We start from the raw sequence: 24,634 nt of genomic DNA, 5'->3' as shown, positions 1-24,634 counted from the left end.
TAGAATTCCCATGGCATATATTCCGCGCATGAATATTTCCAACTTCGATCTGAATCTGCTGCGCGTGCTCGACATGCTTCTGCGTGAACAGAACGTTTCGCGCGCGGCCGAGCGGCTGGCGCTGACGCAACCGACGGTGAGCAACGCCCTGGCGCGGTTGCGCGATCTGCTCGACGATCCGCTGCTGGTGCGGGTCGGCCGACGCATGTGCCCGACGCCGCGTGCGCTGGCTCTGGAAGGGCCGATTCGCGCGGCACTGCGGCAGATCGAGCAAACGCTGGGCAGTGGCGAGGCCTTCGAGCCGCAACACAGCCACCGGCAACTGCGCATCGCACTGACCGACTTCGTCGAACAACTGTGCATGCCGGCCTTGCTCGCGCGCCTGCAAAGCGTGGCGCCGCAGCTGCGCATCGACGTTGCCCACCTGACGCCGAACCTGCCAGTCGAGGCGCTCGACCGCGGCGACCTCGACATGGTGCTCGGCCGTTTCAACGAGGTGCCGGCCCGCTTCACCCGGCAATTGTGGCGCCGGGAAACCTTGCGCATCGCCGTACGCCGCGAGCATCCACAGATCAGCGGCGCGCTCGACCTGCAAACTTTCTTGCAACTGCGCCACCTCTGGGTCCACGGCGGGCAGACACGCGGCATGGTCGATCAATGGCTGGCCGAACAGAACCTCGAACGGCAAATCGTCTACACCACGCCGAACTACCTGCAAGCTGCGCACCTCGCTGCCGCCACCGACCTGTGCGTGGTCCTGCCGACGCAACTGGCGCAGCAGTTCGCCGAGTTGCTACCACTGGACTTGCATGAATTGCCGTTTGCGCTGGAACCTTTCGAGCTCGATCTGGTGTATCTGAGCCATCGTCAGCACGACCCGGCGCTGGCGTGGCTGGCGGAGCAGATTCTGGCGATCGCAGCGCCCTGATTGATCAAGTCATACGATCTCTAACCCGCAACTTAACCCTCAGAGAATCACCACTGGCGGCCAGGGAACAAGCTTCTTTGGTCTAAGGCACCCTTGCCCACCCCTGCCCGATACGGTACAAACAGCGCAGTTGTACGACAACATAATAAAAATCCCGCGCCATCCCGAATGGCCACTTTTCGAGAACTGCCATGTCCCGCTCTACCATCGCCCCTACCGTACCGCCGCCCTTCCCTCGCCACCTCGCCGTGCTCATTCTGTTGTGTATGGGCTGTGCCTTCGCCGGCAACCATGTCGCCGCACGGGTGGCTTTTGATGATGGTGCGGGAGTGTTGCTGGCGATTCTGATGCGTTCCGGCGGAACGCTGCTAGTGCTGGCGATGCTGGTGCTGTGGCAAAAACAGAGCCTGCGTCTGCCGGCTGGGGCCTGGCGTTGGCAATTGCTGCTGGGGCTGTTGATCACGGCGCAGAGTTTGTGTCTGTACTCCGCCGTAGCGCGAGTACCGGTGGCGCTGGCGCTGCTGGTCGCCAATGTGTTTCCGATTCTGCTGGCATTGCTCACCTGGGCGATGGGCGGGCCGAGGCCGAGCGCGCGCACCGCGATGTTGATGGGGTTGATTCTGGTGGGTCTGGTGTTTGTGCTGGACGTGCCCGGGCGCCTGGCGAACGCCGGCAGCGTCGGCCCGGATTGGTGGCTGGGCGTGACGCTGGCCTTCTGTGCGGCCAGCGTATTCGCCTGTGCGCTGTGGATCACCGACCACAAACTGTCTCAGGTGCGCGGTTCGGCGCGCAGTCTGTTGACCATTTTCATCGTCTTCAGCAGCGTCAATCTGGCGGGCCTCACCGGTGCCCTGCCCGGCGGCCTGAATTTGCCGACGACCTCGACCGGCTGGCTGGCCCTCGCCACGCTGGTGGTGTTGTACGGCACCGGTTTCATCGTGCTGTTCATTTCCGTGCCACGCCTGGACATGCCGCGCAACGCGCCGGTGATGAACATTGAGCCTTTGGCGACGTTGCTGATGGGCTGGATCGTGCTCGACCAGATGCTCAGCAAGGGCCAGGTGCTCGGCGGAGTGATTGTGGTCACCGGCATTGTGTTGCTCACGTATCGCAAAAACGCGGTCAAGGCTGAGGCGAAAGCGTCGGCCTGAACCGGGATATAAAAAAGGGGTGGCCGCCCACCCCAGGATCACAAACTCACGAACAGTGCATCAGTCGATGCTTTCTGCGATCTGACGGAAAAATCCGATAGTTTCGTTTTCCCTCCATGACGACTCCTTATCGGCTTTAGCGTAGTTGCGCGAGGCCGATAATTTGACGATTACGATTTGCTTGTCCGGGCTTACATAGATGAACTGGTTGAAGATGCCGATCGCGGAAAAATCATGCTGTTGGCCTTCGGGCAACCACCATTGATAGCCATAACCCATGGTGCTGTCGCTGTTGCTTCGTTTGCCCGGTATCAACTGTGGCGCATCCGGAGTCAGGGAGTCCTTGATCCAGGCAGATGGAATGATTTGCTTGCCGTTGAACTTGCCACCGAGACGGTACAGCTCACCGAGCCGCGCATAATCGCGGGCAGTGGCGTTGAATCCGCCGAACGTCAGGGTGTTTTCATAGTTATCTTTGAGCCAGTAGGCATCCTGAGTCGCGCCCAGTGGCTGCCATAGTTTCTCTTGCGTGTACGCAGCCAGCGATTTACCTGTAGCAGCTTCAAGTACAAGCCCGAGCACCAGCGTGTCGGCTGAACAATAGCGGTTGAAGGTGCCGGGTTTAACGTCGTTCTTCAGTGTCCGTACAAAATTCAACAGCGACGAGCCGGAAGCCATGACACGGCCCAGGCGCGCGACATCGCTGTCCGGATCAGCATAATCTTCGCTCCAGCGCACACCGGAAGACATCTGCAGAATGTCTTTGAGCCTTACGCCGTCATAGGCGGAGCCCTTCAGCGCCGGCAGATATTTCGACGCTGGGTCTTCGATACTGTGGATGGTGCCTTCGGCAACCGCAACACCATAGAGGGCAGAAACAAAGCTCTTCGCCACGGACATCGAAGTCCAGTGACGCTCCTTGCCCCCGTCAGCCAATATTGCTCATATCGGATTTTTCCGTTCTTGATCACCAGTAACGCCGAAGTATCTGTTTCCCTCAGCAGATCCGCGGTCAGGCGACGAGCACCGCCATAGTTATATTCATCCGGCAGCGCAATCGTTTTACCTGAAGGCCACGCTACCGGACTGGTGGACTTGCGCACCAGTTCAGACGGGAACAGCGTTTCCATTCTGAAGAAATTTGAATATTGCTCGCCGCCCTTGAACAAATTGCCCATGAACTCCCGGGTATTATTCGCTCGATTCAAATCCTCTGCATGCGCAGAACCGGCCAAGGCGAGCAATAAAGCCAGCGTCGTTGAAGAAACAAATTTCATAATGCGCTACTCATTAAAAGCTGTAATTGATGGCGAATACGCCCATGGCTTCGGCGTTGGTTCGCACCAACGGGCTGTCGTCGACCTGATCGGCATAATGGGTAACGACGGCCGAGACAACTCCAGACCAGTGCGCGTCGAAGGTGTGCTGCCAGTTGAGCGCGGCGGAATAGGCATAAATGCCGGAATCGGCATTGAAGCGCTTGAAGCGCGAGTTCTGGCTTTGTTCCTGGTTAACACCAAAATAGGTCTGGTTGTACCGACTATCCCCTGCATGGGCATCCAGATCCAGAGTGACCGTGTCGGCACTGCCGTGATAAACCAGCCCCTCGACACCTAACCGATAGCGATTACCCCGAGCCTCCCCACCCGTACGCAACTCGGCTTCGCCGTTGATAGAAAGCCAAGGCAGAAGTTGCTGGCTCAGATTAATGTCGGCGACAGTAGCGCCCTTTACCGTGCCCATACCTTTGAGATCTTTCGAGCCGAAGCGGCTGCCGTTGTTTTTTGTGCTGCGCCCCATGTCGTAATTGATTGCCGCGCTTGCAGCGAACCCCGTCGGGCTTTGCCATTGCACGCCCAATCCGCGCAGGCCGTCGGCAAAGAAAATCCCGCGATTGATACTCAACGTCGGTAAAAGCGCACTACGGTAATGGCTATCGCCTCTGTAATGGGGCGCGACAGCCATACCCAGACCAAAAGTAACGTCGGTCTGGTCGCCCCATAAACTGCTCGGCGCACTTTCTTCAGCGGCAAGCAGATGGGCAGGTGCCAGCGCAATAAGCGTTGCGCAAATCGCCAACGCTTTGTGAGCACCGATGTAACCAGCAGGTGAAGAATCAGGGCTTTTCATATGAAAGTTCCAATGTCGAAACGGCTTGGTTTAAAACAAATTGATTGTCGAAGGCATGCGTTCGTGGCATCAACTGCACCCCGCCTGCATGCAGAAACGGATGACCTCGCCCCCCCTTTCTTTCAACGCAGTTGGAAAGCGTCAGAACGCCCACAAGAAATAACGTGATGAACTTGAAGATTGTTTTTACGCGCACCTCAAAACTCCGCGTCACGTGTTTCAAAACACTGCGACATGTTCAATGATCAGTCTTGTGTAACGTGGGCATTTTGAGATGGGAAACTGAAGGGGTTGTTCAGGGTTTGTTAAGATTTGGTCAATGAGGCAAAAAAGTATCAGTAGCGTGTGTAACAGTTCGCAGAAGGCGGTCTGAGCGGCAGCAATACCTTCAAGGACAGCCCGCCTTCCGGCCTGCGCCAAGCGGAAATTTTTCCGCCATGGGCCTCGCAAATCGCTTGCGCAATCGATAACCCAAGCCCTCCTCCGCCGGTCAGTCGCGCGCGCGATTGTTCCGCTCGCCAGAACCGGGTGAACATGTTGCCCAAGTCTTTTTCGTCGACAGCCTGGCCCTTATCCATGAATTCCAGGCATACCATGTCGCGTTCCTTGTAAGTTGCCACAGCCAGTTCCTGTCCTTGCGCGGCGTACTTGATGGCGTTCTCGATAAGAATATTGATCAACTGCCCCAAGCGGCCGCGATCCCCCTCGATAGAACCCGAAACCTCCAGCGAGGTAACAACCTTCATCGCATTTTTGTCGAACTGCGGTGTGAACCATGCCAGACGCTCTTTGATCAGCCTACTCAATGAAAGCTGCGTAGCATGGATTTTGAACTCCCCGGCATGGACGAGAGAGAGCAGGTGGAGATCTCCCACGAGCGTGTTCAGATTTTCCAGCTGGTCGCGCACCAGCTTCAACTGCTCCGAAGATTGCGGGAAAACGTCATCGAGCATGCCCTGTACCCGGCCCAAAGCCGCATTGAGTGGTGTCCTCAACTCGTGCGCCAGATTGGAGCTCGACTCTTTGACCTCTTTCTCATACAGGGAGAGCTTTTCTACCATGCTGTTGAAATTTTCACACAGAGCCTGCATTTCAGTGGGTTGTCGCGTGCTTCCAGCTACACGTACCGCGAGATCGCCATTCGCTACTTTTCTTGCCGCCTCGGCAATGATCTTGAATTGACCTGACAGTGGTTTTGACAGTAACAGACCGATAATGATGGTGATCGGGATGACGATGACCGAGAAAATAAACACAACCCACCAACTGGCTTGATTACTTGCTCCCGAGACAAAATCGCGTATGTCGTAGTAACGCTGAACGATTTCCCACAGACGGTCCTTGTTGTGCTCAACATCTTCCAGTGCAGCGATGTACGCGGTGCGATCATCCGCCGCCATGGCCTCGCGGGTGTGATATTCCGAAAGCCAAAAGTTTGAGTAGACGCAAACCGTAATGGTGATGACGGTACCGACAGCCAACAATGTCATGCGCAAACCGATCCATAACCAAAGTGGACTTTTTTTCATTACATCCTCGATTATTTGAATCTGTAGCCCACTGAACGCACGGTGACCAACACCCCCGTTACGCCGACGACTTCCAGTTTTTTTCTTAGATTATGAACATGCGCATCGACCACCCGACTCAAAGCGTCACTGTCGGGCATGCAAATCTCAAGAAGCTCTTCACGGGTAAAAGCCTTGTTTGGCGCGCGTATCAATGCGGCCAGCAATAAGAATTCCGAGCGGGTGAGTTCCAGGGCAACGGAGGTGTTATCGCGGTTCCGGATACCTGCAACGGCCGCGTCGGTGTCCACCCAGACGCCCTCACATTCGAGTAAACGCTTTGCAGTAGACCGGCCATCGTATCTGCGCAGTACGGCATAAACCCTGGCCACCACCTCTCTGGGATTGCACGGTTTGACGACATAGTCGTCGGCTCCATAACGCAGGGCACCGATCTTTTCCGGCTCGTCACCGATAGCGGTGACCATGATCACCGGCGTATCGCCGGCACGCCGTATTTCAGACAGCAACTCAGCGCCACTCATTTTCGGCAGCATCATGTCCAACAACACAAGTGATGGCGAAAGTTGCCGGAACAACATGAGGCCCCTGGCCCCGTCTTCCGCCAGATGAATGTCGAAACCCTCTTTCTTCAGGTAGGCCTCCAGAATGCTCGCGCCGTCTGCGTCGTCTTCGACTATCAATATTCGCTTGCGACTCATCTACAACCCTATAACTACTCTGCGGATTGAATCGGGGCAGCGCCCCGCCCCGACTCGAATGGAATTTCAGTGTTCAGTTCAATCAATACGCTGGGCAATCTGGCGGAAGAACTCGATGGTTTCTTTTTCCCGCCAGGAGGATTCATCACCGGCTTCAGCGTAATGACGCGAGGCTGACAGTTTGACGATGACGGTTTGGTGATCAGGACTGACGTAAACGAACTGGTTGAAGATGCCGATTGCCGAGAAATCGTGCTGATTGCCTTCCGGCAACCACCACTGATAGCCATACCCCATGGTGCTGTCGCTGTTGCGGCGTTTACCCGGCAACAGGTGTGTTGCGTCGGGGGTCAAGGAAGCCTCGATCCAAGCGGATGGAACGATCTGTTTGCCGTTGAACTTGCCTTTCAAACGGTACAGTTCGCCAAGCCTTGCGTAGTCTCGCGCTGTAGCGTTGAATCCGCCGAACGCTAGGGTGTGACCGAAACTGTCCTTGATCCAGTAGGCATCCTGCGTCGCACCCAACGGCGCCCATAATTTTTCCTCGGTGTACGCGGCAAGCGATTTTCCGGTAGCTGCCTCAAGCACCAAGCCGAGAACCAGGGTGTCGGCGGAGCAATAGCGATTGAATGTCCCGGGTTTCAATTCAGGCTTCAATGTCTGCACAAATTCCAGCAAGGAAGAACCGCTCGCCATCACTTGGCCCAAGTGAGCTACATCGCTGTCGGGGTTTGCGTAGTCCTCGTTCCAACGCACACCGGAAGACATCTGCAAGATGTCCTTGAGCTTGACGCCGTCATAAGCGGAGCCTTTTAACGACGGCAAGTATTTTGAAGCGGGGTCTTCGATGCTGCTGATCGTGCCGTCAGCAATCGCAACGCCGTACAGTGCAGAGACATAACTCTTGGCGACAGACATTGACGTCCAGTGCCGTTCTTTGCCGCCGGTCAGCCAATAGTTTTCATAGCGAATCTGACCATTCTTGATAATCAGCAGCGCCGATGTTTCGGTCTCGGACAGCAGGTCCTGGGTTGAATGGGATTGGCCTTCATAACTGTACGTATCTGGCAGTTTGATCGATTTGCCTATCGGCCATTCAACCGCGAGACTGGACTTGTGCGTCTTTTCGGAAGGAAAGATTTGTTCCAGCCTGTAAAAGCGAGAATATTGTTCATTACCACTGAAAAGCCCACCCACGAACGTTGCCGTATCGTTAGTCGGGCTCACGCTTTCAGCCTGAACAGCGCCAATAAAAGCGATGACGAATGCGAAGACAACAGATATCAGTTTCATCGAACACTCCAATGCGTGGTTTTAGGAAAGATCGGCCTAGAATTTCTTGCTGACACTCGCGACTAGCGTTGCAGAACAGACGTCATCAAAACCCGTAGCGTTATCACACTCGGTTCGAGAAAGATCGGTATCCAGATAGCTCAGCGCCCAGTTCAAGCCCGAATACATGCGCGACAGTTTTAGCTCCCACTCGTGATAAGAGTGGCGAGCAGAACCGTCAGCCGCGAACAACACAGGGTCCTTGAAATCCACCTGTCCATAACGAGTTGCCAACGTCAGTCCATAGGGAACTTCCTTTTCATAACCCACCCACGAATACATCGTGCTCTGGCCTTTCTCGTAGGTCAGGGCATTCTCCGAATATTGCGCCGCAAGTTTGAAGCCATAGGCTGAAAGGACTCCATAGGTCTCGGAGAAGTTGGCTTCACTGCCACGGGCGTAGGTATATTTGATATAGCCGACGTCGAGACTGACGGAGGGAGTCAACGGGAAGTACCAGCCGCCATAGTAATCAAGTTCTTGTCGAACATTCGAACCGCTGCCGTAATCCACATTGGATGTCCAGGCACCCAAATAGAATCCTGTAGTATTACTGGACAACATGCCATCAAATTGAATTGCCGGATCATTCCGCGTTTGTGAAATACCGCGCGTTCGATATTGACTAAGCAAGCTGAAAGTTGCGTCCAGGACAATCTCATTATTCAATTCGAGTGAGTAAGCCGGTGAAGCCAGTAAACTGCAAATCGCGAGCGCTGCATGTTTTTTGTTAATCATCCACTCAACCTCTAATTATTGTTGTTCAGTGTGGGCGTTATTACGGGCAGCAAGCCTTGTTCTTTCTCCCGGACGAGTTGATACCTCACTGCGTTAACACTTGATTGGCAGGGAATTTCTTTGAACAGTTATCGATTTTTTTCAGTCGTCCACGCGGTTACACCATCGGAGGTTGGATGACTGTCACCGGCTTCTTGCTGGTTCGGAGGGATCGCTGCCATGCGCCGAGCGCTTACGCCGGATATTTTTAGCTTGATATATTTTTTTAGTCAAGTAAAAGAAAATACCCAACTAAAGAAAATCTCACTTACGCTAGGTGCTACCGCGGCCGTGTATGATCAGAGATTATCGAGGGCAGGAGTAAACGCTCGCCAGCTAAGGCTTGAGCCCGGTGAAGACCAGCTCGGCCAGTCGGCGGACATGGACATGATGGGCGTTCATGTTCGGCGTGTCCTGTTGTACATATTTGGCAAAAAGCAGGACGCAGTGATCGTTCAGGAAGTCCGCAACGAAGTCAGCATCGAAATCCGCAGAGACCATGCCTCGCGCTTGCAAATCTCTCAGCAGCTCAGCGGTCTCCTTGGCGATGTACTGGTCGAACAGATTCAGCCCAGCGGTGATCGGGCTTTGAAAACCAAAGGACATCAGTTCACGCCAAATCGAAACAGGCAGAATTTCCAGCTCGCATTGCATGATTGCGGCATTGAGATCGCAGAGTGCGTCTATGGCGTTGTCGAATTTCGGTCGTTGCGAGCGAGCACGGTTGATGGCTTCGCGATCGGCCCTGTCTACCAGCGCGAACAGAATTTCCTGTTTGCTTCCGAAATAATTGAATACCGTCGGTGAAGAGACGCCTGCCGCCGCAGCGATCTGCTCCACAGTTGTCGCGCTGTATCCCTGCTGATCAAACAGGTCAATGCTGGCGACCAGAATCGCTTCCCTGCGCTGCTCCTTCTGCTTTTCACGCAATCCGCTCACAAGTTCTCCAGTTCCGCCGTGGTTGATCGAAAAATATTAAACGAATTTACTCGATAGCCAAATTTTTTACAGGATTAAAGATTTTGCTGATACTCACGCGGCGTACAACCCAACTCACGGCGAAACACCGTGTGCAGGTATTGCGCCGACTTGAAGCCACAGGCGCGGGCCACGTCGACGATTGCGGCGTCGCGGTTCTCCAGGCCGCTGGTCGCCGCCGCCAGTTTGAAGCGCAGGATTTCGTCGTGAACGCTGCGGCCGCGCTCATGGCGAAAATGCGCTTCCAGCGAGGAGCGCGAGATGCCGACGTAAGCCGCGACCTGCGCGGTCTTGATGCCCTGGCAGGCATATTGGCGGATGAACAGCAGCGCTTGCATCACGTAGGGATTGCCCAACGGCTGGTGCAGACTCGACACCTGCACGTTGACCGCATCCGGCGGCACCAGAATCTGCGTGCCGCTGGAAGGCATGCCGTGGAGCATCTGGTGCAGCAGTTGCGCGGCGGTACGGCCCATGGTTTCGGTGCCCTGGATCACCGAGCTCAACGGCACGCGCGTCAGGCTGCGCGTGAGCGGGTCGTTGTCGATGCCGATCAACGCCACCTGCTCGGGCACGGCAATGCCGGCGGTCAGGCACGCTTGCAACAGCTGTCGGGCGCGGGCGTCGCTGACGGCGATGATGCCGATCGGTTTGGGCAAGCCTTGCAGCCAGGCGATCAGTTGTTCGACGGCGCTGTCCCACAGCGGCGCGCTGGTGCCCATGCCGCGATAGACCTCGGCGCGCAGGCCGTCACGTTGCATCAGCCGGCGAAAGGCTTTTTCCCGCTCCTGCGCCCAGCGATTGGCCTGCGCTTCGGGCAGGCTGAAGCAGGCAAAGCGTTGCAGCCCCGCTTCGATCAGGTGGTTATAGGCCAAAGTGATCAGGGCGTTGTTATCGGTGGCGACATACGGGATCGCTTTCGGGTACGCCCGCGCATCTTCATAGGAGCCGCCCACCGCCACCACCGGCAACTGGATGTCGGCCAGGGCCTCGCCGATCAGCGGGTCGTCGAAGTCGGCAATGATCCCGTCGCCCTGCCAGCGTTCGATGCCTTTCAAGCGGCAGAGAAAGTCTTCTTCCAGGAACAGGTCCCACGAGGCGCGCGTGCTGCTCAGGTAGTTGCCGATGCCGGCGATGATGCCGCGGTCATAGATTTTGCTGCCATTGAACAACAGGGCAATGCGGTGAACAGGCGGTAATGTTTTCATTGTTTTCGGCGCGTTCAGGGCCTCTTTGCAAAGAGGCGGTCGGCACAGACTAGGCGCGAGCGCGGCGAATCTCAATACGCAAAATCGCACTGTGTGTTGGTGATTTTCATAATCTTCCGGCCCGGGGCCGTTGCTAGTATCGAGACACCGCCAAGAACAACAAGGACACCGTCCATGCCGTACTTCCCCGATGTCGCCCCGATTCGCTACGAAGGTCCAGACAGCGATTCGCCCCTCGCCTTCCGCCACTACGACGCCGATAAACTGATCCTCGGCAAACCCATGCGGGAACACCTGCGCATGGCCGCCTGTTACTGGCACACCTTCGTCTGGCCGGGTTCCGATGTGTTCGGCGCGGGGACGTTCAAGCGCCCCTGGCACCACGCCGGCGACCCGATGGAAGTGGCCATCGGCAAAGCCTCGGCAGCCTTCGAGTTCTTCAGCAAACTGGGTATCGATTACTACTGCTTTCACGACACGGACGTCGCCCCCGAAGGCAATTCGCTGAAGGAATACCGCAACCACTTTGCGCAAATGGTCGATCACCTCGAGCAACACCAGGAACAAAGCGGCATCAAGCTGCTGTGGGGCACCGCCAATTGCTTCAGCAATCCGCGCTTTGCCGCCGGTGCCGCGAGCAATCCGGACCCGGAAATCTTCGCCTGCGCAGCGGCCCAGGTGTTCAGCGCGATGAACGCGACCCAACGCCTCAAAGGCGCCAACTACGTGCTGTGGGGCGGTCGTGAAGGCTACGAAACCCTGCTCAACACCGACCTCAAACGTGAGCGCGAACAACTCGGGCGCTTCATGCGCATGGTGGTCGAGCACAAGCACAAGATCGGCTTCAAGGGCGATCTGCTGATCGAACCCAAGCCGCAAGAGCCAACCAAGCACCAATACGATTACGACAGCGCCACGGTGTTCGGCTTTCTGCAACAGTTCGGTCTGGAAAAGGAAATCAAGGTCAACATCGAGGCCAACCACGCGACGCTGGCCGGCCACAGCTTCCATCACGAAATCGCCACCGCCGCCTCGCTGGGGATTTTCGGCAGCATCGACGCCAACCGCGGTGATCCGCAAAACGGCTGGGACACCGATCAATTCCCCAACAGCGTCGAAGAAATGACCCTCGCCACCTATGAAATCCTCAAGGCCGGCGGCTTCAAGAATGGCGGTTTCAACTTCGATTCCAAGGTGCGTCGGCAGAGCCTCGACGAGGTCGATCTGTTTCATGGTCACGTCGGCGCCATGGACGTGCTCGCCCAGTCGCTGGAGCGCGCCGCAGCGATGATCGAAAACGATCAGTTGCAAGCGCTCAAGGACCAACGCTACGCCGGCTGGCAGCAGCCTTTTGGTCAAGCGGTCATGGCAGGCGACTTCAATCTTGAGTCACTGGCCGAGCACGCCTTCACCAACGAACTCAACCCGCAAGCCGTCAGCGGCCGCCAGGAAATGCTCGAAAACATCGTCAACCGCTTTATCTATCGCTGATATCGAGGGGGGGCTGCCGGTGCCACCGCGCTGTGACAATTGCACGACAATTCTGTGCGTGCGGCGTCGGCAGATTCTCTACAGTTCTACCAGCCCGATACTCATCGTCAGGCCGTGTCTTTCAAACAAAAATAAAAGGACGCACCACCATGAAGAACCTCAAACGTACGCTCTTGGCCAGTGCTCTGGCGCTGCTCTCGCTTCCGGTACTGGCTGACGCTGCCCACCCGAAAATCGGCTTCTCCATCGACGACCTGCGTCTGGAACGCTGGTCCCGCGATCGCGATTACTTCGTCGCGGCGGCGGAAAAAATGGACGCCAAGGTGTTCGTGCAGTCGGCCGATGCCAACGAGCAGAAGCAGATTTCGCAGATCGAAAACCTGATCTCCCGTGGCGTCGATGTGATCGTCATCGTGCCATTCAACGCCACTGTGCTGACCAATGCCGTGGCCGAAGCGAAGAAGGCCGGCATCAAGGTCGTGTCCTATGACCGGCTGATTCTCAACGCCGATGTCGACGCCTACATTTCCTTCGATAACGAAAAGGTCGGCGAGATGCAGGCCGGCGGCGTGCTGAAGGCCGCGCCGAAGGGCAATTACTTCCTGCTCGGTGGCGCGCCCACTGACAACAACGCCAAGATCCTTCGTGAAGGCCAGATGAAGGTGCTGCAACCGGCCATCGACAAGGGCGACATCAAGATCGTTGGCCAGCAGTGGGTCAAGGAGTGGAACCCGACCGAAGCGCTGAGCATTGTGGAAAACGCCCTGACCCGCAACGACAACAAAATCGCCGGCATCGTCGCCTCCAACGACGCCACCGCCGGCGGTGCGATCCAGGCCCTGGCCGCCCAGCAACTGGCCGGCAAGGTGCCGATTTCCGGGCAGGACGCCGACCTCGCCGCCGTCAAGCGGGTGATCGCCGGCACCCAAACCATGACCGTGTACAAGCCACTGAAACTCATCGCCTCGGAAGCCGCCAAGCTCTCGGTGCAACTGGCGCGCAACGAAAAACCCGCCTACACCTCGCAATACGACAACGGCAGCAAAAAAGTCGACACCATCCTGCTCACGCCCACCCCGCTGACCAAGGACAACATCGACTTGCTCGAACAGGACGGGTTCTACACCAAGGCACAGATTGCCGGGCAGTGATCAGGATGGTTTGTCCGAAACCCTTGCAGGAGCGAGCCTGCTCGCGAAGGCGGCGGATCAGCCAGCCGAGCAGTGTCTGAATTGACGCTATCGCGAGCAGGCTCACTCCTACAGGTTCGGGCTGTGATCCATTCGCGGATCTGCGGTTAAACAGAAACCCTTGTAGGAGCGAGCCTGCTCGCGATGGCGGCGGGTCAGCCGGCCGAGCAGTGTCTGAACGGACGCTATCGCGAGCAGGCTCACTCCTACAGGTCTGGTGTTTGAGTCCTTGGTATACGAGCCTTTTCCATGTCCGACTACCTGCTGCAAATGAACGGCATCGTCAAATCCTTCAACGGTGTCAAAGCGCTCAATGGCATCGACATCAGTGTCCGCCCCGGTGAGTGCGTGGGCCTGTGCGGCGAGAACGGTGCCGGCAAATCGACGCTGATGAAAATCCTCTCGGCGGTCTATCCGCATGGCACCTGGGACGGTGAAATCCTCTGGGACGGGCAACCGCTGCGGGCGCAATCGATCAGCGAAACCGAAGCCGCCGGCATCGTCATCATCCATCAGGAACTGACCCTGGTACCGGACCTCTCGGTCGCCGAAAACATCTTCATGGGCCACGAACTGACGCTACCCGGCGGGCGCATGAACTACCCGGCGATGATCCACCGCGCCGAAGCGCTGATGCGCGAACTGAAAGTACCGGACATGAACGTGTCGCTGCCGGTTTCCCAATACGGCGGCGGTTACCAGCAACTGGTGGAAATCGCCAAAGCGCTGAACAAACAGGCGCGCCTGCTGATCCTCGACGAGCCCTCGTCGGCCCTGAGCCGTTCGGAAATCGAGGTGTTGCTGGACATCATCCGCGACCTCAAGGCCAAGGGCGTCGCTTGCGTGTACATCTCGCACAAGCTCGATGAAGTGGCCGCCGTGTGCGACACCATTGCGGTGATCCGTGACGGCAAACACATCGCCACCACGGCCATGGCCGACATGGACATTGCGCAGATCATCACGCAGATGGTCGGCCGGGAAATGAGCAACCTCTACCCGTCCGAACCGCACGAGATTGGCGAGGTGATTTTCGAAGCGCGGCATATCACCTGTTACGACGTCGACAACCCCAAGCGCAAACGGGTCGACGATGTGTCGTTCGTGCTCAAGCGCGGCGAGATCCTCGGTATCGCCGGGCTGGTCGGTGCCGGCCGCACCGAACTGGTCACGGCCCTGTACGGCGCCTATCCCGGCCGCCATGAGGGCGAAGTCTGGCTCGACGGCCAGCCGATCGACACCGCCACGCCGCTGAAATCGATCCGCGCCGGCCTGTGCCTGGTGCCGGAAGACCGCAAGCGCCAGGGCATCATTCCAGACCTGGGCGTTGGCCAGAACATCACCCTCGCCGTGCTCGACAGTTATTCGAAACTCAGCCGCATCGATGCCGAGGCAGAGCTAGGCAGCATCGACCGGGAAATCTCGCGCCTGCACTTGAAGACCGCCAGCCCGTTTCTGCCGATCACCAGCCTGTCCGGTGGCAACCAGCAGAAAGCCGTGCTGGCGAAAATGCTGCTGGCCAAGCCGCGGGTGCTGATTCTCGATGAGCCGACCCGCGGCGTCGACGTCGGCGCCAAGTACGAGATCTACAAATTGATGGGCGCGCTGGCGGCTGCCGGCGTGTCGATCATCATGGTTTCGTCGGAACTGGCCGAAGTGCTCGGCGTGTCCGACCGCGTGCTGGTGATCGGCGAAGGCCAGTTGCGCGGCGACTTCGTCAATCAGGATTTGACCCAGGAACAGGTGCTCGCCGCCGCGCTCAGCCAGCCCGGCAGCCATAACAATAATGATCGGAAATCCGCGTAAATGAATCAGGTCAAACAGCTGTTCACCCGCTACAAAATGCTCGCGCTGGTGTTCGCCGTGGTGCTGATCTGGCTGTTCTTCAGCTGGCAGACCGAGGGCGGCTTTCTCACCCCGCGCAACCTTTCCAACCTGCTGCGGCAAATGTCGATCACCGGGATTCTCGCCTGCGGCATGGTGCTGGTGATCATCAGTGGCGAGATCGATCTGTCGGTCGGCTCATTGCTCGGCCTGCTCGGCGGCCTCGCGGCGATTCTTGATGTGGTCTATCACATCCCGCTGCTGGCCAACCTGAGTCTGGTGGCGCTGTGCGGGCTGATGATCGGCCTCGGCAACGGCTACATGACTGCGTACCTGCGCATCCCGTCATTCATCGTCGGGCTGGGCGGCATGCTGGCGTTTCGCGGGATCTTGCTGGGGATTACCGGCGGCACCACCATTGCCCCGGTATCGCCGGAACTGGTCTACATCGGTCAGGGTTACCTGCCCCACGCCATGGGCAACGGGCTGGGCATCGTGCTGTTCGCGCTGACCGTATTCCTCACCTGGAGACAACGGCGCAATCGCGCCCTGCACGGCCTCGCTGCGCATTCACTGGCGCGTGACGTGATCCGCGTGCTGGTCATCGGCGCGGTGCTGGCCGGTTTCGTGCAAACGCTCAACAGCTACGACGGCATTCCCGTGCCGGTCCTGCTGCTGCTGACCCTGCTCGGGGTGTTCAGCTACGTCACCAGCCAGACCGTGTTCGGCCGTCGCGTGTATGCGGTGGGCAGCAACATGGAAGCGACGCGCCTGTCGGGTATCAACGTGCAAGCGGTCAAGCTGTGGATTTTCGGCATCATGGGCGTGATGTGCGCCCTCGCCGGCCTGGTCAACACCGCGCGCCTCGCTGCCGGCTCACCCTCGGCCGGCAGCATGGGCGAACTCGACGCCATCGCCGCCTGCTTCATCGGCGGCACCTCCATGCGCGGCGGCTCCGGCACGGTGTACGGCGCACTGCTCGGCGCGCTGGTGATCACCAGTCTGGACAACGGCATGTCGATGCTCGACGTCGACAGTTACTGGCAGATGATCGTCAAGGGCAGCATTCTGGTGCTGGCGGTGTGGGTGGATGTGAGTACGCGCACGGGGCGGCGTTGAGGTTCGGATCTCGTTGATACTGACAGGGAAGCCCCTCACCCTAGCCCTCTCCCGAGGGAGAGGGAACGGCGCGTACAACCCTCACAAATGCCGCAACCGATCCCCCTGCCCCGGTGATCTCGCCGCCGCGTCAGCCCCGGCGTGCATCGCCCGTTCCAGCTCACGCGCATCATGGCTGCAATAGATCTTCACCGCCGCCCGCGCATCGGCGGCCAGTTCGCGCAGGCGTTGCTGGTTGTGCAGCCGCGCCTGGCGGTCACTGTCCATCATGAATTGGTAAAGGCGCATGCCCGGTGGGCAGCGGCGTTTCGGCAGGTGGATTTCGTCGTGATGGAAATACGCATCGCCGGCGTGCAACTGCCAACCGTCGGCGGTGCGCAGGGCAATGCCGGCGTGGCCGAGGGTGTGGCCGCTGAGCGGCACCAGCAGGATGTCTTCTTCCTCGGCGCCGAGCACGGCACGCACCGAATCGAATCCGAACCAGGTGTCGCCCTGCGGCGCGTACAGCTCCCAGCCTTCAACGTCGCGCCATTGCGCCGGAACAAAGCGCCGCCGTTCGATCCAGTCGCTCGCCGAGCGGGCATGCTGCAGTTCCTGCTGCATGACATGTACCCGTGCCCGCGGGAAATCCTGCAAGGCGCCGGCGTGGTCGAAGTCCAGATGGGTCAGGAGGATATGGCGCACGTCGTTGGCGTCGAAACCCAGCCGGCGGATCTGCTCCAGCGCGGTGAAGCGGTGTTCGAGACGGATGTTGTTCAGCGTGCGGAAAAAGCGGCTCAGGCGCTGCGGATGCTGGACGTCCTGCTGGCCGAAACCGGTGTCGACCAGAATCAGGCCGTTGCTCGCGGTTTCGATCAGCAGGCAGTGACACACCACCGACGCCGTCAGGCCGCGACTGTAGCCATCGAACAACGCGCCGCCCAACGGGCACATACAGCCGCAATTCAAATGATGCACACGCATGTTTTACCTCCCTCGCGCCAGGCGCGTTGCCGAACCGTTGTGCGCGGTTGACCCGGCCTGAGCGGCCACTGCTCGACTGAATCGACGTATGGCACGGCGGGCGTTGCGCTTGGGCAATTGGAGGGAACAACCGCCGGTCTTCAGCGTCATCACTGAAAGCGCCGGGCGTTTATCCGCCGCGTCAGCACCACTCAAACAGTCACCCAGCCCCGCACTAAAAGGATGGCCACCATGTTCGATAAGCCCCGCTACATCGTCAGTTTCATCCTCGACAATCAGCCGCAGAGCCGCACTCTGCAAGAGGACCTCGACGGCCTTGATCCGCAGCAGGCGGAAGCCGTGCTAAGGCAGACATTCCCCGAACTCAAGGACGCCCGCCTGAGTGACGTGCAGGTGCAAAAACGGACCAAGCCTGACGAAGGCGATAACGTTCCCGGGCACTACCAACAGCCTTGAACCAACGCGTGTCAAAGCAAATTCAAGGAGAGGACCATGTCCGCTACGCAGAATTTGACATGGTGGAAAAACGTCGCGATTTATCAGGTCTACCCGCGCTCGTTTGCCGATGGCAACGGTGACGGCATTGGCGATCTGCCGGGGCTGATCGCGCGGCTCGATTACCTCAAGGCGCTCGGCGTTGGCGCGTTGTGGTTGTCGCCGGTGTATCCGTCGCCGATGTGCGACGCGGGTTACGACATTTGCGACTACACCGACATCGACCCGCTGTTCGGACGCCTGGACGATCTCGATCAGCTGATTTCCGAGGCACACAAGCGCGGCCTCAAATTGCTGATGGATTTTGTGCCCAATCACACCTCGGACCAGCATCCGTGGTTCATCGAATCGCGCGCCAGCCGCGACAACCCCAAGCGCGACTGGTACCTCTGGCGCGACCAGCCGAACAACTGGCGCGCGTCGATCGATGGCGGCAGCGCCTGGACCTGGGATGAAGGCAGTCAGCAATACTATCTGCACTTCTTCCTGCCGCAGCAGCCCGACCTCAACTGGCACAACCCGCAGGTCGTCGAGGCCATGCACAACGTGCTCAAGTTCTGGCTCGACCGTGGCGTCGATGGCTTTCGCATCGATGTGGTGCATTGCGTGGGCAAGGACCCGACCTTCGCCGATGACCCGCGCTGCATGGCCGGCGAAACCATGGTGCAAATCAACGATCAGCCCTACAGCCACGAAGTGCTGCGTGGCTTGCGTCGGTTGGTGGACCATTACCCCGGCGACCGCGTGTTGATCGGCGAAGTGAATATCCGCTCGACCGCACGGGTGGCGGCGTATTACGGCGCCAGTGATGAATTGCACATGTCGTTCAACTTCCCACCCCTCGACGCGCCGTGGGACCCGGTGGTGTTTCGGATGTGCATCCGCGAAGTCGAACGTTGCCTCGGCGAGCAATCGGCGTGGCCGACCTGGGCCTTGTCCAACCACGACAACAGCCGCATCCGCAGCCGTTACGGCGGCTCGCTGGCGCGGGCAAACGCAGCGGCGGTGATGCTGATGAGTCTGCGCGGTACGCCGTTTATTTTTCAGGGTGACGAACTGGCGCTGGAGGACACTCAAGTTGACGCGCAAACCCGCGTCGACCCCGGGGGACGCGACGGCAGCCGCGCGCCGCTACCGTGGCTGGCGCAGGCGCCGCACGGCTGGTCGGGTAAAGCGCCATGGCTGCCCTTCCCGCCTGAAGCCGAAGCGCTGGCGGTGGAAACTCAGGACAGCGCCAGCGATTCCACGCTCAATCTGTACCGGCGCCTGCTGCATTGCCGCCGCGAAAGCGCAGCCTTGCGCCTCGGCGACTGGCAGGAATTGCCCTCGCACCCACAGCTATTGGCTTATCGGCGCCACTGCGAGGATGACGAACGCATCGTCTGCGTCAACTTCGACGCGGCCGAGCATGCCTTTGTGTTGACCGGCGAGTGGATCGTCGAAGTGGCCAGTGATCGCCACGGCGAAGACCAACCCTTCGCCGGCCTTGTCGCCGCGCACCAAGCGCTGATCCTGCGTCAGAAAGGAACTGCCCATGAGTGCTGAATGGCCGCACACCACCGTGATTTACCAAGTCGACCCGTCGCAGTTTTTCGACCGCAATGACGATGGTTGCGGCGACCTTGCCGGCATCGTCGAACGCCTCGATCACCTGCGCTCGTTAGGCATCGGCGCACTGTGGTTGCTGCCGATCTTCGGCTCACCGTTTCGTGATTGTGGCTATGACGTCAGCGATCATCAGGCCGTGGAACCGCGCTTCGGCAGCGAAGCGGATTTTCGCCGGCTGATCGACGCGGCCAACCAGCGCGGCATACGGGTGATCATGGAACTGGTGCTGCAACACACCAGCGACCAACACCCTTGGTTTCAGAAGGCGCGCCGGGATCGCCACAGCCGCTATCGCGACTATTACATCTGGTCGGACCAACCGGTGGACGATGGCAACCAGCCGATTTTTCCCGGTGTGGAAGACAGCATCTGGCACTGGGACGAACAGGCCGGGCAGTTCTACCGGCATCTGTTTTACCGGCATGAGCCAGACCTGAACCTGCAAAACCCGGCAGTGATCGCCGAGATCGAACAGATCATCAGCCACTGGCTGCGCCTGGGCGTTGCCGGGTTTCGTCTGGACGCCGCGTCCCACGCCGTGGAACAGGCCGGCGGCGGCGAGGAAGAACGCGGTGTGTGGCTGCTCGAACGGCTGGCCGCGCATGCGCGTTCGATCAACCCGGAATGCCTGCTAATGGGCGAAGTCGATGTCGAACCGCAGCGGTTTCAGCACTATTTCGGCCGCGGCAATCGCTTGCAACTGGCGCTGGATTTCTGGATGAACAATCACCTGTTTCTGGCCCTCGCCCGCGAGCGTGCCGAACCGCTGCTGCGCGCGTTGCGCCAGCGCCCGAACGCCCCGGATGGCGCCGGCTATGCGGTGTGGCTGCGCAACCATGACGAACTGGATCTGGAACGCCTGAGCCCGGCCGAGCGTGAGGAAGTCATGGAGGTGTTTGCCACGCAAGAGGACATGCGTGTCTATGGCCGGGGCATCCGCCGACGGCTGGCGCCAATGCTCAATGGCGACGTGCGGCATCAGGCCTTGGCGCAGGCGCTGCTGGCGTCGCTGCCGGGCACGCCAATCATTCGTTATGGCGAGGAAATCGGCATGGGCGATGACCTGCGACGGCGCGAACGCCTCGCGGTGCGCACGCCGATGCAATGGAGTGCAGAGGTCAATGGCGGGTTTTCCCGCGCGGAACAAGCGAAGCTGCCGGCACCGCTGATCGATGCCGGACCGTTCAGCTATCAGCGGGTGAATGTTGCCGCGCAGCAAGACGATCCCGAGTCGCTGCTCGCGCGCTGCCAGGCGATCTTTCAGCAGCGGGCGCAGCTCGGCGAAATCGGCTGGGGCGCCTCTGACCCCCTTTCGCAGGCGCATCCGGCGGTGTTTGCCATGCGCCATGTCGGCGCAGCGACCACCGTTGTGCTGGCCAATCTCAGTCGGCAAGCGGTCACGCTCGACCGCGCGTTGAACAAAGAGCTGAAGGGTTTCGAGCAGGTCCTCGCGGACGGCGTCTACCCCTCGCCCGTCAGCGAAACCGAGGCGCTGACACTGAACGGCTTTGGCTACCGCTGGTTTCGTCGCAGCGTTTCAAAACCATAACAACACCAGCGCGCCGACCACGGCCAGCGCCGCTGCCAATGCCGCCACCTGAGTCGAAGTCAGCGCCAGCGCGCTGTCGCGCGAGCGGCCGACAAAGCGTCCGCGTGCGCGGTGCAGGTCGCCACTCAGCGGTTGAAAGAGGTTGTCGCCGTGCTCACCGTGGTCGTCTTCCTGGCTCATCTGCCCCGGATAGCATTGGCGCGCGAGCATGCGGTCGAGCAGCCCCGGAATCAGGCAACTGCCGACAATCGCCTTGATGCTCGCCATGCCCAGCCACAACTCGCGCGGCGGGCGATGGATGACGCTGAAGATCGCCCGCGCGGCGACGTCCGGGTCGTGAATCGGCGGCACCGGTTGCGGACGTTTTTCCAGTTTGTTGCGCGCCCAATCGAACTGCGGTGTGTTGATCGCCGGCAACTGCACCATGCACACGCGAATGCGGCTGCGCTCGTGCAGCAGTTCGCAGCGCAACGCATCGGTGAAACCGCGCACGGCGAACTTGGCTGCGCAATAGGCCGACTGCAACGGAATCGCCCGATAGGCCAGCGCCGAGCCGACCTGAATGATCAGCCCCGCATTGCGTGGGCGCATCAAGCGCAACGCCGCCAACGTGCCGTGGACGGTGCCGAGATAAGTCACTTCGGTGACCCGACGGATTTCCTCTGCACTAAGCTTCTCGATCGGTGAAAACACCGTGACCATGGCTGAATTGACCCAGATCTGCAGCGGCCCCAGTTCCTCTTCCAGCGCAATGGCCGCCGCTTCCAGCGCTGGCGCATCAGCAACATCGACGCTGATCGCCTTCACTGCCTGCCCGTATTGCACCAGCTCGTCACGCGTCGACTCAAGCCCGGCCTCGTCGCGTGCGAGCAAACCGATGCGGTAACCGGCGGCGGCGAAACGCTGCGCCGTGGCGCGCCCCACGCCGGCACTGGCGCCGCAGATCACCACCAGCCCGTTGTTTTGCTGATCCATGCTTTGCTCCTCCCGGCAGACTAGAACTTGGGCACATCGCCCGTGGCTTCGGCCAGCGTCGCCAGTGCCTCCTCCATGCTGGCGATGTTGTCTTGCAGCTTTTCGAAAACCAGATCGAAAGCGCCGTCGACGTCCATCGTCTGCTGGCCACGCAGCGTGGCGCTGCCCTCCTCGATCTCGCGCAAGGTGTTCACGCTCTCGCGCAGACTCAGCAATTGCTCAAAAATGCTGGCGACCTGGGCCTTGCTGTCGACACTCATGTTTGCCATCCAGACCTCGTCATCATTCCACCGAACGCAAGCTCGTCAGCAGGCCGCGCAACGTATCCTTGTGGCTCTCTAGACCTTCGCTGGTCAGCTCGTATTCCTTCAACGCGCTGGTGCGGCCGTGATCCTTGCTGCTCTGCATCAACCGTCCCAACAGCAACTGCTTTTCATGCAAGGCGCGAATCGCCACCCACAGCGCTTCTTCGACGGTTGCATTCTGGGCGTGGGACAAGGCGCGGCTGGTGTAGGCGTGCCCGGTGTGACAGCGAAAACGCGGCGGGGTATCGCCGACTTCCCACAGCGCCCCGCCACATTCCGGGCAGGATATACCGGCGACCTTGCCAATCCCGTCCAGGACATAAGCGCCGCCGCGACTGAGGTTTTCGGTGAGTTCGTTTTCCGTTGCGTAAGGTTCGATGCGTGGCGGCTGCACAGCAGGATGAGCGCCGTCCGCACGTTGCCGAACCGCCTGGACCAACGCCGTACCCAGCGTGTTCAGCGGCAGGCACACGTCCACCTGCACATGCCGCAGCGCATTGCGTGGCATCGACGGCGCTTCAGCGGTGTCCGGGTCCTGCACGAACACCTGACCACCATACGCTTTGATCGCTTGCAGCCCGACCACACCGTCATCCAGCTCGCCGGTCAGCAGCACGCCAACGGTGCTGTCGCCGTAACTGGTGGCCGCCGAGCGAAACATCGGATCGATGGCCGGGCGCGCATGGTTCTCCTTGGCGCTGCGCACCAGTTGCAGCGTGTCGCGCTTGATCAGCAAGTGCTTGTCCGGCGGTGCGATGTACACGCAGCCATTGGCTGGCCGGGCGCCGCTTGCGGCGAAACTGATGTCGAGCGACGAGGTGTGCGTCAGCAGGCTCGGCAGCAGGCTCGGCTGATCGCCGATGTGCATGGTGATGAACACCGCTGCCGGCAGATCGCGTGGAAATTGCTCCAACAGCACGCGCAATGCGGCCAGTCCACCGCTTGAAACACCAATGACAATGATCTGTTCGACCGGCTTGTGTTGATTCATGTTCTACGTCCTTACTGCCGGATCGAAAGCGCCGATTTTGCCCTCTGACCGCGCTGGCAGGCTGTTGCGGGCGCACCGTGCCCCGCTTGCAAAAATGATCGTTGTGTCTGTTGTGATCGGTCGAAACGCACGAAGGTTCGAAGAAATATTCAATCGCCGGTCGTGGCGCTTGCGATTGAATTTTTAACGCCCATGCCTTCCTAAACGTAGAGCGGCCCGCAACGGGGCGCACGTCAAAGAGGACAGAAAGCGATGCCGAAAACCCGCGAACAGGCCGCCGATGGCGAGACCACGGCCAACACCGAAGCACTGCTCAAGCGCCTGCTGATGGCGCGCGGTCCCGGTGGTCAGGAAGACGAGGTGCGGAGCATTTGTCAGGAGCATTTGCAGCGCCATTGCGATGAAACCTGGACCGACCCGGCCGGTAATGTCATCGGTTTGATCAAGGGCCGGAACAGCAGTGCCGGTGCCTCCCGCGCGGTGCGCATCATGGGCCACATGGATGAAATCGCCATGCTGGTCAAACGCGTCGAACCGGACGGCACCCTGCGCGTGGTGGCGCTGGGCGGTGCCAATCCGGTGAACTTCGGCGTTTGCCCGGTCGACATTCTCGGCGACGAGCAAATCCTGCCCGGCGTGCTGTCGTTCGGCTCGATGCACGCGACCACCGGCTCGCCGCAAGGCCAGGACGTACTTAGCGGCGCCGTGCAATGGAAAGACGTGCACATCATCACCCGCCAGGACCCGCAAGCCTTGCAACGCATGGGCGTCCGTCCCGGCACGCGGGTGGTGCTCAGTCAGCACTGGCGCACGCCGTTTCGCGTCAACGATGCGATCGCCGCGCATTTTCTCGATGACCGCGCGCCGGTCGTGGCCATGCTGCAAGCTGTCGAGCAAGTGCAACACTGGCGCAGCGAGTTGCCCTGTGACGCCTACTTCGTCTTCACCACCCTCGAAGAAGAAAGCAACGCCGGCGCGATGTACGCCGCCGCGCATTTGCCCGGGGAAACGACCATTGCCGTCGAGGTCGGTCCGGTGATGAGCGAATACGCGACACAATTGAAGGTCGACCCGATCATCAATACCGGCGACCAGAAAGGTTATTACTCAAGGCATGTGGTGACCGCACTGGCCACTGCCGCCAAAGACTGCGGCTTTGATCCGCAATTTGCCCTGCTGGTGGACTTCGCCTCCGATGCCAGTGCGGTGATGAGCTCAGGCGTCAGCGCACACGCCGGATGCCTGGCGATACCGACCGAGAACACGCATGGCTACGAGCTGGTGGTGGATGGCGCGATCGAAGCCTGCGCCGCGACGCTGGTGCAATACCTGAAAAATCAACCGAGCGACGGCGCGCCGTGAGCCGGCGCAGCGGTGCGAATCGATGGCG

At 59.5% G+C, this 24,634-nt stretch carries 23 protein-coding genes; 10 read left to right on the top strand and 13 right to left on the bottom strand.

What is annotated here, in order from left to right; translation table 11 throughout:
• Nucleotides 1-10: 10 nt before the first annotated feature.
• Both J3P93_RS12750 and J3P93_RS12745 read left to right on the top strand, forming a co-directional pair.
• On the top strand, nucleotides 11-928 hold the full coding sequence (locus J3P93_RS12750; protein WP_434597901.1) for a LysR family transcriptional regulator: 918 nt from the start codon (nucleotides 11-13) through the stop codon (nucleotides 926-928).
• 191 nt (nucleotides 929-1,119) lie between these two features.
• Nucleotides 1,120-2,079, top strand: coding sequence for an EamA family transporter (locus J3P93_RS12745; protein ID WP_434597899.1), 960 nt, complete (start codon nucleotides 1,120-1,122; stop codon nucleotides 2,077-2,079).
• Between the two features lie 60 nt (nucleotides 2,080-2,139).
• Here the strand turns inward: J3P93_RS12745 and J3P93_RS12740 are convergent, their stop codons facing one another.
• The 9 genes from J3P93_RS12740 to J3P93_RS12700 form a co-directional block, all read right to left on the bottom strand.
• Nucleotides 2,140-2,979 (bottom strand): serine hydrolase domain-containing protein, encoded by an 840-nt coding sequence (locus J3P93_RS12740; RefSeq protein ID WP_434597897.1) that lies wholly within the window; start codon nucleotides 2,977-2,979, stop codon nucleotides 2,140-2,142.
• Nucleotides 2,874-3,356, bottom strand: a complete 483-nt coding sequence (locus tag J3P93_RS12735) for a hypothetical protein (protein ID WP_434597895.1) — start codon at nucleotides 3,354-3,356, stop codon at nucleotides 2,874-2,876. Before J3P93_RS12735 ends, J3P93_RS12740 begins: the two co-directional genes overlap by 106 nt.
• A 13-nt stretch (nucleotides 3,357-3,369) precedes the next feature.
• On the bottom strand, nucleotides 3,370-4,209 hold the full coding sequence (locus tag J3P93_RS12730; protein WP_434597893.1) for a MipA/OmpV family protein: 840 nt from the start codon (nucleotides 4,207-4,209) through the stop codon (nucleotides 3,370-3,372).
• A 335-nt stretch (nucleotides 4,210-4,544) separates the two neighbouring features.
• Nucleotides 4,545-5,738, bottom strand: a complete 1,194-nt coding sequence (locus J3P93_RS12725) for a sensor histidine kinase (RefSeq protein ID WP_434597891.1) — start codon at nucleotides 5,736-5,738, stop codon at nucleotides 4,545-4,547.
• Between the two features lie 11 nt (nucleotides 5,739-5,749).
• A complete protein-coding gene (locus J3P93_RS12720) occupies nucleotides 5,750-6,439 on the bottom strand; it encodes a response regulator transcription factor (protein ID WP_434597889.1) in 690 nt (229 codons plus the stop codon).
• Between the two features lie 78 nt (nucleotides 6,440-6,517).
• The gene (locus J3P93_RS12715) at nucleotides 6,518-7,732 is read right to left on the bottom strand and encodes a serine hydrolase domain-containing protein (protein ID WP_434597887.1); all 1,215 of its coding nucleotides are present in this window, start codon (nucleotides 7,730-7,732) and stop codon (nucleotides 6,518-6,520) included.
• A 36-nt stretch (nucleotides 7,733-7,768) separates the two neighbouring features.
• The gene (locus J3P93_RS12710) at nucleotides 7,769-8,509 is read right to left on the bottom strand and encodes a TorF family putative porin (protein WP_434597885.1); all 741 of its coding nucleotides are present in this window, start codon (nucleotides 8,507-8,509) and stop codon (nucleotides 7,769-7,771) included.
• A 375-nt stretch (nucleotides 8,510-8,884) separates the two neighbouring features.
• A complete protein-coding gene (locus J3P93_RS12705; RefSeq protein WP_434597883.1) occupies nucleotides 8,885-9,487 on the bottom strand; it encodes a TetR/AcrR family transcriptional regulator in 603 nt (200 codons plus the stop codon).
• 74 nt (nucleotides 9,488-9,561) lie between these two features.
• Nucleotides 9,562-10,734 carry a XylR family transcriptional regulator gene (locus J3P93_RS12700; RefSeq protein ID WP_434597881.1) on the bottom strand — a complete coding sequence of 391 codons (1,173 nt, stop codon included), beginning with the start codon at nucleotides 10,732-10,734 and terminating at the stop codon, nucleotides 9,562-9,564.
• Nucleotides 10,735-10,908: 174 nt separating this feature from the next.
• Between J3P93_RS12700 and xylA the strand changes: the two genes are divergently transcribed.
• The 4 genes from xylA to J3P93_RS12680 all read left to right on the top strand — a co-directional run bounded on the left by xylA (nucleotide 10,909) and on the right by J3P93_RS12680 (nucleotide 16,358).
• Nucleotides 10,909-12,225 (top strand): xylose isomerase, encoded by a 1,317-nt coding sequence (xylA, locus tag J3P93_RS12695; RefSeq protein WP_434597878.1) that lies wholly within the window; start codon nucleotides 10,909-10,911, stop codon nucleotides 12,223-12,225.
• Between the two features lie 149 nt (nucleotides 12,226-12,374).
• On the top strand, nucleotides 12,375-13,376 hold the full coding sequence (gene xylF / locus J3P93_RS12690; RefSeq protein WP_090283055.1) for a D-xylose ABC transporter substrate-binding protein: 1,002 nt from the start codon (nucleotides 12,375-12,377) through the stop codon (nucleotides 13,374-13,376).
• A 288-nt stretch (nucleotides 13,377-13,664) separates the two neighbouring features.
• Entirely contained in the window at nucleotides 13,665-15,221 is a 1,557-nt protein-coding gene (gene xylG, locus J3P93_RS12685; protein WP_434597876.1) for a D-xylose ABC transporter ATP-binding protein, read from the top strand.
• Nucleotides 15,222-16,358: a sugar ABC transporter permease gene (locus J3P93_RS12680; protein ID WP_434597874.1), complete on the top strand. Its 1,137-nt coding sequence runs from the start codon at nucleotides 15,222-15,224 to the stop codon at nucleotides 16,356-16,358.
• Nucleotides 16,359-16,439: 81 nt separating this feature from the next.
• On the opposite strand, the gene J3P93_RS12675 is transcribed toward J3P93_RS12680, so the two are convergent.
• Complete coding sequence (locus J3P93_RS12675; protein ID WP_206416491.1) at nucleotides 16,440-17,321, bottom strand: MBL fold metallo-hydrolase; 882 nt, start codon at nucleotides 17,319-17,321, stop codon at nucleotides 16,440-16,442.
• A gap of 231 nt (nucleotides 17,322-17,552) precedes the next feature.
• Between J3P93_RS12675 and J3P93_RS12670 the strand changes: the two genes are divergently transcribed.
• Genes J3P93_RS12670 through J3P93_RS12660 form a run of 3 tightly spaced genes read left to right on the top strand, consistent with a single transcriptional unit; the run spans nucleotide 17,553 to nucleotide 20,973 of the window.
• The gene (locus tag J3P93_RS12670; protein ID WP_394596903.1) at nucleotides 17,553-17,777 is read left to right on the top strand and encodes a hypothetical protein; all 225 of its coding nucleotides are present in this window, start codon (nucleotides 17,553-17,555) and stop codon (nucleotides 17,775-17,777) included.
• Between the two features lie 36 nt (nucleotides 17,778-17,813).
• Entirely contained in the window at nucleotides 17,814-19,361 is a 1,548-nt protein-coding gene (locus tag J3P93_RS12665; RefSeq protein WP_434597871.1) for an alpha-amylase family glycosyl hydrolase, read from the top strand.
• Nucleotides 19,351-20,973, top strand: a complete 1,623-nt coding sequence (locus tag J3P93_RS12660) for an alpha-amylase family protein (protein WP_434597869.1) — start codon at nucleotides 19,351-19,353, stop codon at nucleotides 20,971-20,973. Before J3P93_RS12665 ends, J3P93_RS12660 begins: the two co-directional genes overlap by 11 nt.
• Here the strand turns inward: J3P93_RS12660 and J3P93_RS12655 are convergent.
• Genes J3P93_RS12655 through J3P93_RS12645 form a run of 3 tightly spaced genes read right to left on the bottom strand, consistent with a single transcriptional unit; the run spans nucleotide 20,962 to nucleotide 23,244 of the window.
• A complete protein-coding gene (locus tag J3P93_RS12655; RefSeq protein ID WP_434597867.1) occupies nucleotides 20,962-21,948 on the bottom strand; it encodes an SDR family oxidoreductase in 987 nt (328 codons plus the stop codon). The two genes, J3P93_RS12660 and J3P93_RS12655, sit on opposite strands and share 12 nt — an antisense overlap.
• 20 nt (nucleotides 21,949-21,968) lie before the next feature.
• A complete protein-coding gene (locus J3P93_RS12650) occupies nucleotides 21,969-22,208 on the bottom strand; it encodes a hypothetical protein (protein WP_434597865.1) in 240 nt (79 codons plus the stop codon).
• A 22-nt stretch (nucleotides 22,209-22,230) separates the two neighbouring features.
• Nucleotides 22,231-23,244: a chemotaxis protein CheB gene (locus tag J3P93_RS12645; RefSeq protein ID WP_434597863.1), complete on the bottom strand. Its 1,014-nt coding sequence runs from the start codon at nucleotides 23,242-23,244 to the stop codon at nucleotides 22,231-22,233.
• Nucleotides 23,245-23,496: 252 nt separating this feature from the next.
• On the opposite strand from J3P93_RS12645, the gene J3P93_RS12640 reads away from it, so the two are divergent.
• Nucleotides 23,497-24,606: a M42 family peptidase gene (locus J3P93_RS12640; RefSeq protein WP_434597861.1), complete on the top strand. Its 1,110-nt coding sequence runs from the start codon at nucleotides 23,497-23,499 to the stop codon at nucleotides 24,604-24,606.
• Nucleotides 24,607-24,634: the final 28 nt, after the last annotated feature.

The sequence above is a fragment of the Pseudomonas sp. R3-57 genome, from assembly GCF_051132065.1.
Lineage (GTDB): Bacteria > Pseudomonadota > Gammaproteobacteria > Pseudomonadales > Pseudomonadaceae > Aquipseudomonas.
This window is presented reverse-complemented; position numbering and strand designations above follow the sequence as displayed.

Excerpts from the sequence above, each read along its gene's own strand:
- J3P93_RS12700 (WP_434597881.1), bottom strand. The coding sequence starts at position 10,734 with ATGAAAACATTACCGCCTGTTCACCGCATTGCCCTGTTGTTCAATGGC.
- xylF (WP_090283055.1), top strand. The coding sequence starts at position 12,375 with ATGAAGAACCTCAAACGTACGCTCTTGGCCAGTGCTCTGGCGCTGCTC.
- J3P93_RS12660 (WP_434597869.1), top strand. The coding sequence starts at position 19,351 with ATGAGTGCTGAATGGCCGCACACCACCGTGATTTACCAAGTCGACCCG.
- xylG (WP_434597876.1), top strand. The coding sequence starts at position 13,665 with ATGTCCGACTACCTGCTGCAAATGAACGGCATCGTCAAATCCTTCAAC.
- J3P93_RS12655 (WP_434597867.1), bottom strand. The coding sequence starts at position 21,948 with ATGGATCAGCAAAACAACGGGCTGGTGGTGATCTGCGGCGCCAGTGCC.
- J3P93_RS12640 (WP_434597861.1), top strand. The coding sequence starts at position 23,497 with ATGCCGAAAACCCGCGAACAGGCCGCCGATGGCGAGACCACGGCCAAC.
- J3P93_RS12650 (WP_434597865.1), bottom strand. The coding sequence starts at position 22,208 with ATGAGTGTCGACAGCAAGGCCCAGGTCGCCAGCATTTTTGAGCAATTG.
- J3P93_RS12645 (WP_434597863.1), bottom strand. The coding sequence starts at position 23,244 with ATGAATCAACACAAGCCGGTCGAACAGATCATTGTCATTGGTGTTTCA.
- J3P93_RS12730 (WP_434597893.1), bottom strand. The coding sequence starts at position 4,209 with ATGAAAAGCCCTGATTCTTCACCTGCTGGTTACATCGGTGCTCACAAA.
- J3P93_RS12750 (WP_434597901.1), top strand. The coding sequence starts at position 11 with ATGGCATATATTCCGCGCATGAATATTTCCAACTTCGATCTGAATCTG.
- J3P93_RS12675 (WP_206416491.1), bottom strand. The coding sequence starts at position 17,321 with ATGCGTGTGCATCATTTGAATTGCGGCTGTATGTGCCCGTTGGGCGGC.
- J3P93_RS12670 (WP_394596903.1), top strand. The coding sequence starts at position 17,553 with ATGTTCGATAAGCCCCGCTACATCGTCAGTTTCATCCTCGACAATCAG.
- xylA (WP_434597878.1), top strand. The coding sequence starts at position 10,909 with ATGCCGTACTTCCCCGATGTCGCCCCGATTCGCTACGAAGGTCCAGAC.
- J3P93_RS12715 (WP_434597887.1), bottom strand. The coding sequence starts at position 7,732 with ATGAAACTGATATCTGTTGTCTTCGCATTCGTCATCGCTTTTATTGGC.
- J3P93_RS12710 (WP_434597885.1), bottom strand. The coding sequence starts at position 8,509 with ATGATTAACAAAAAACATGCAGCGCTCGCGATTTGCAGTTTACTGGCT.
- J3P93_RS12680 (WP_434597874.1), top strand. The coding sequence starts at position 15,222 with ATGAATCAGGTCAAACAGCTGTTCACCCGCTACAAAATGCTCGCGCTG.
- J3P93_RS12740 (WP_434597897.1), bottom strand. The coding sequence starts at position 2,979 with ATGTCCGTGGCGAAGAGCTTTGTTTCTGCCCTCTATGGTGTTGCGGTT.
- J3P93_RS12725 (WP_434597891.1), bottom strand. The coding sequence starts at position 5,738 with ATGAAAAAAAGTCCACTTTGGTTATGGATCGGTTTGCGCATGACATTG.
- J3P93_RS12720 (WP_434597889.1), bottom strand. The coding sequence starts at position 6,439 with ATGAGTCGCAAGCGAATATTGATAGTCGAAGACGACGCAGACGGCGCG.
- J3P93_RS12665 (WP_434597871.1), top strand. The coding sequence starts at position 17,814 with ATGTCCGCTACGCAGAATTTGACATGGTGGAAAAACGTCGCGATTTAT.
- J3P93_RS12735 (WP_434597895.1), bottom strand. The coding sequence starts at position 3,356 with ATGAAATTTGTTTCTTCAACGACGCTGGCTTTATTGCTCGCCTTGGCC.
- J3P93_RS12745 (WP_434597899.1), top strand. The coding sequence starts at position 1,120 with ATGTCCCGCTCTACCATCGCCCCTACCGTACCGCCGCCCTTCCCTCGC.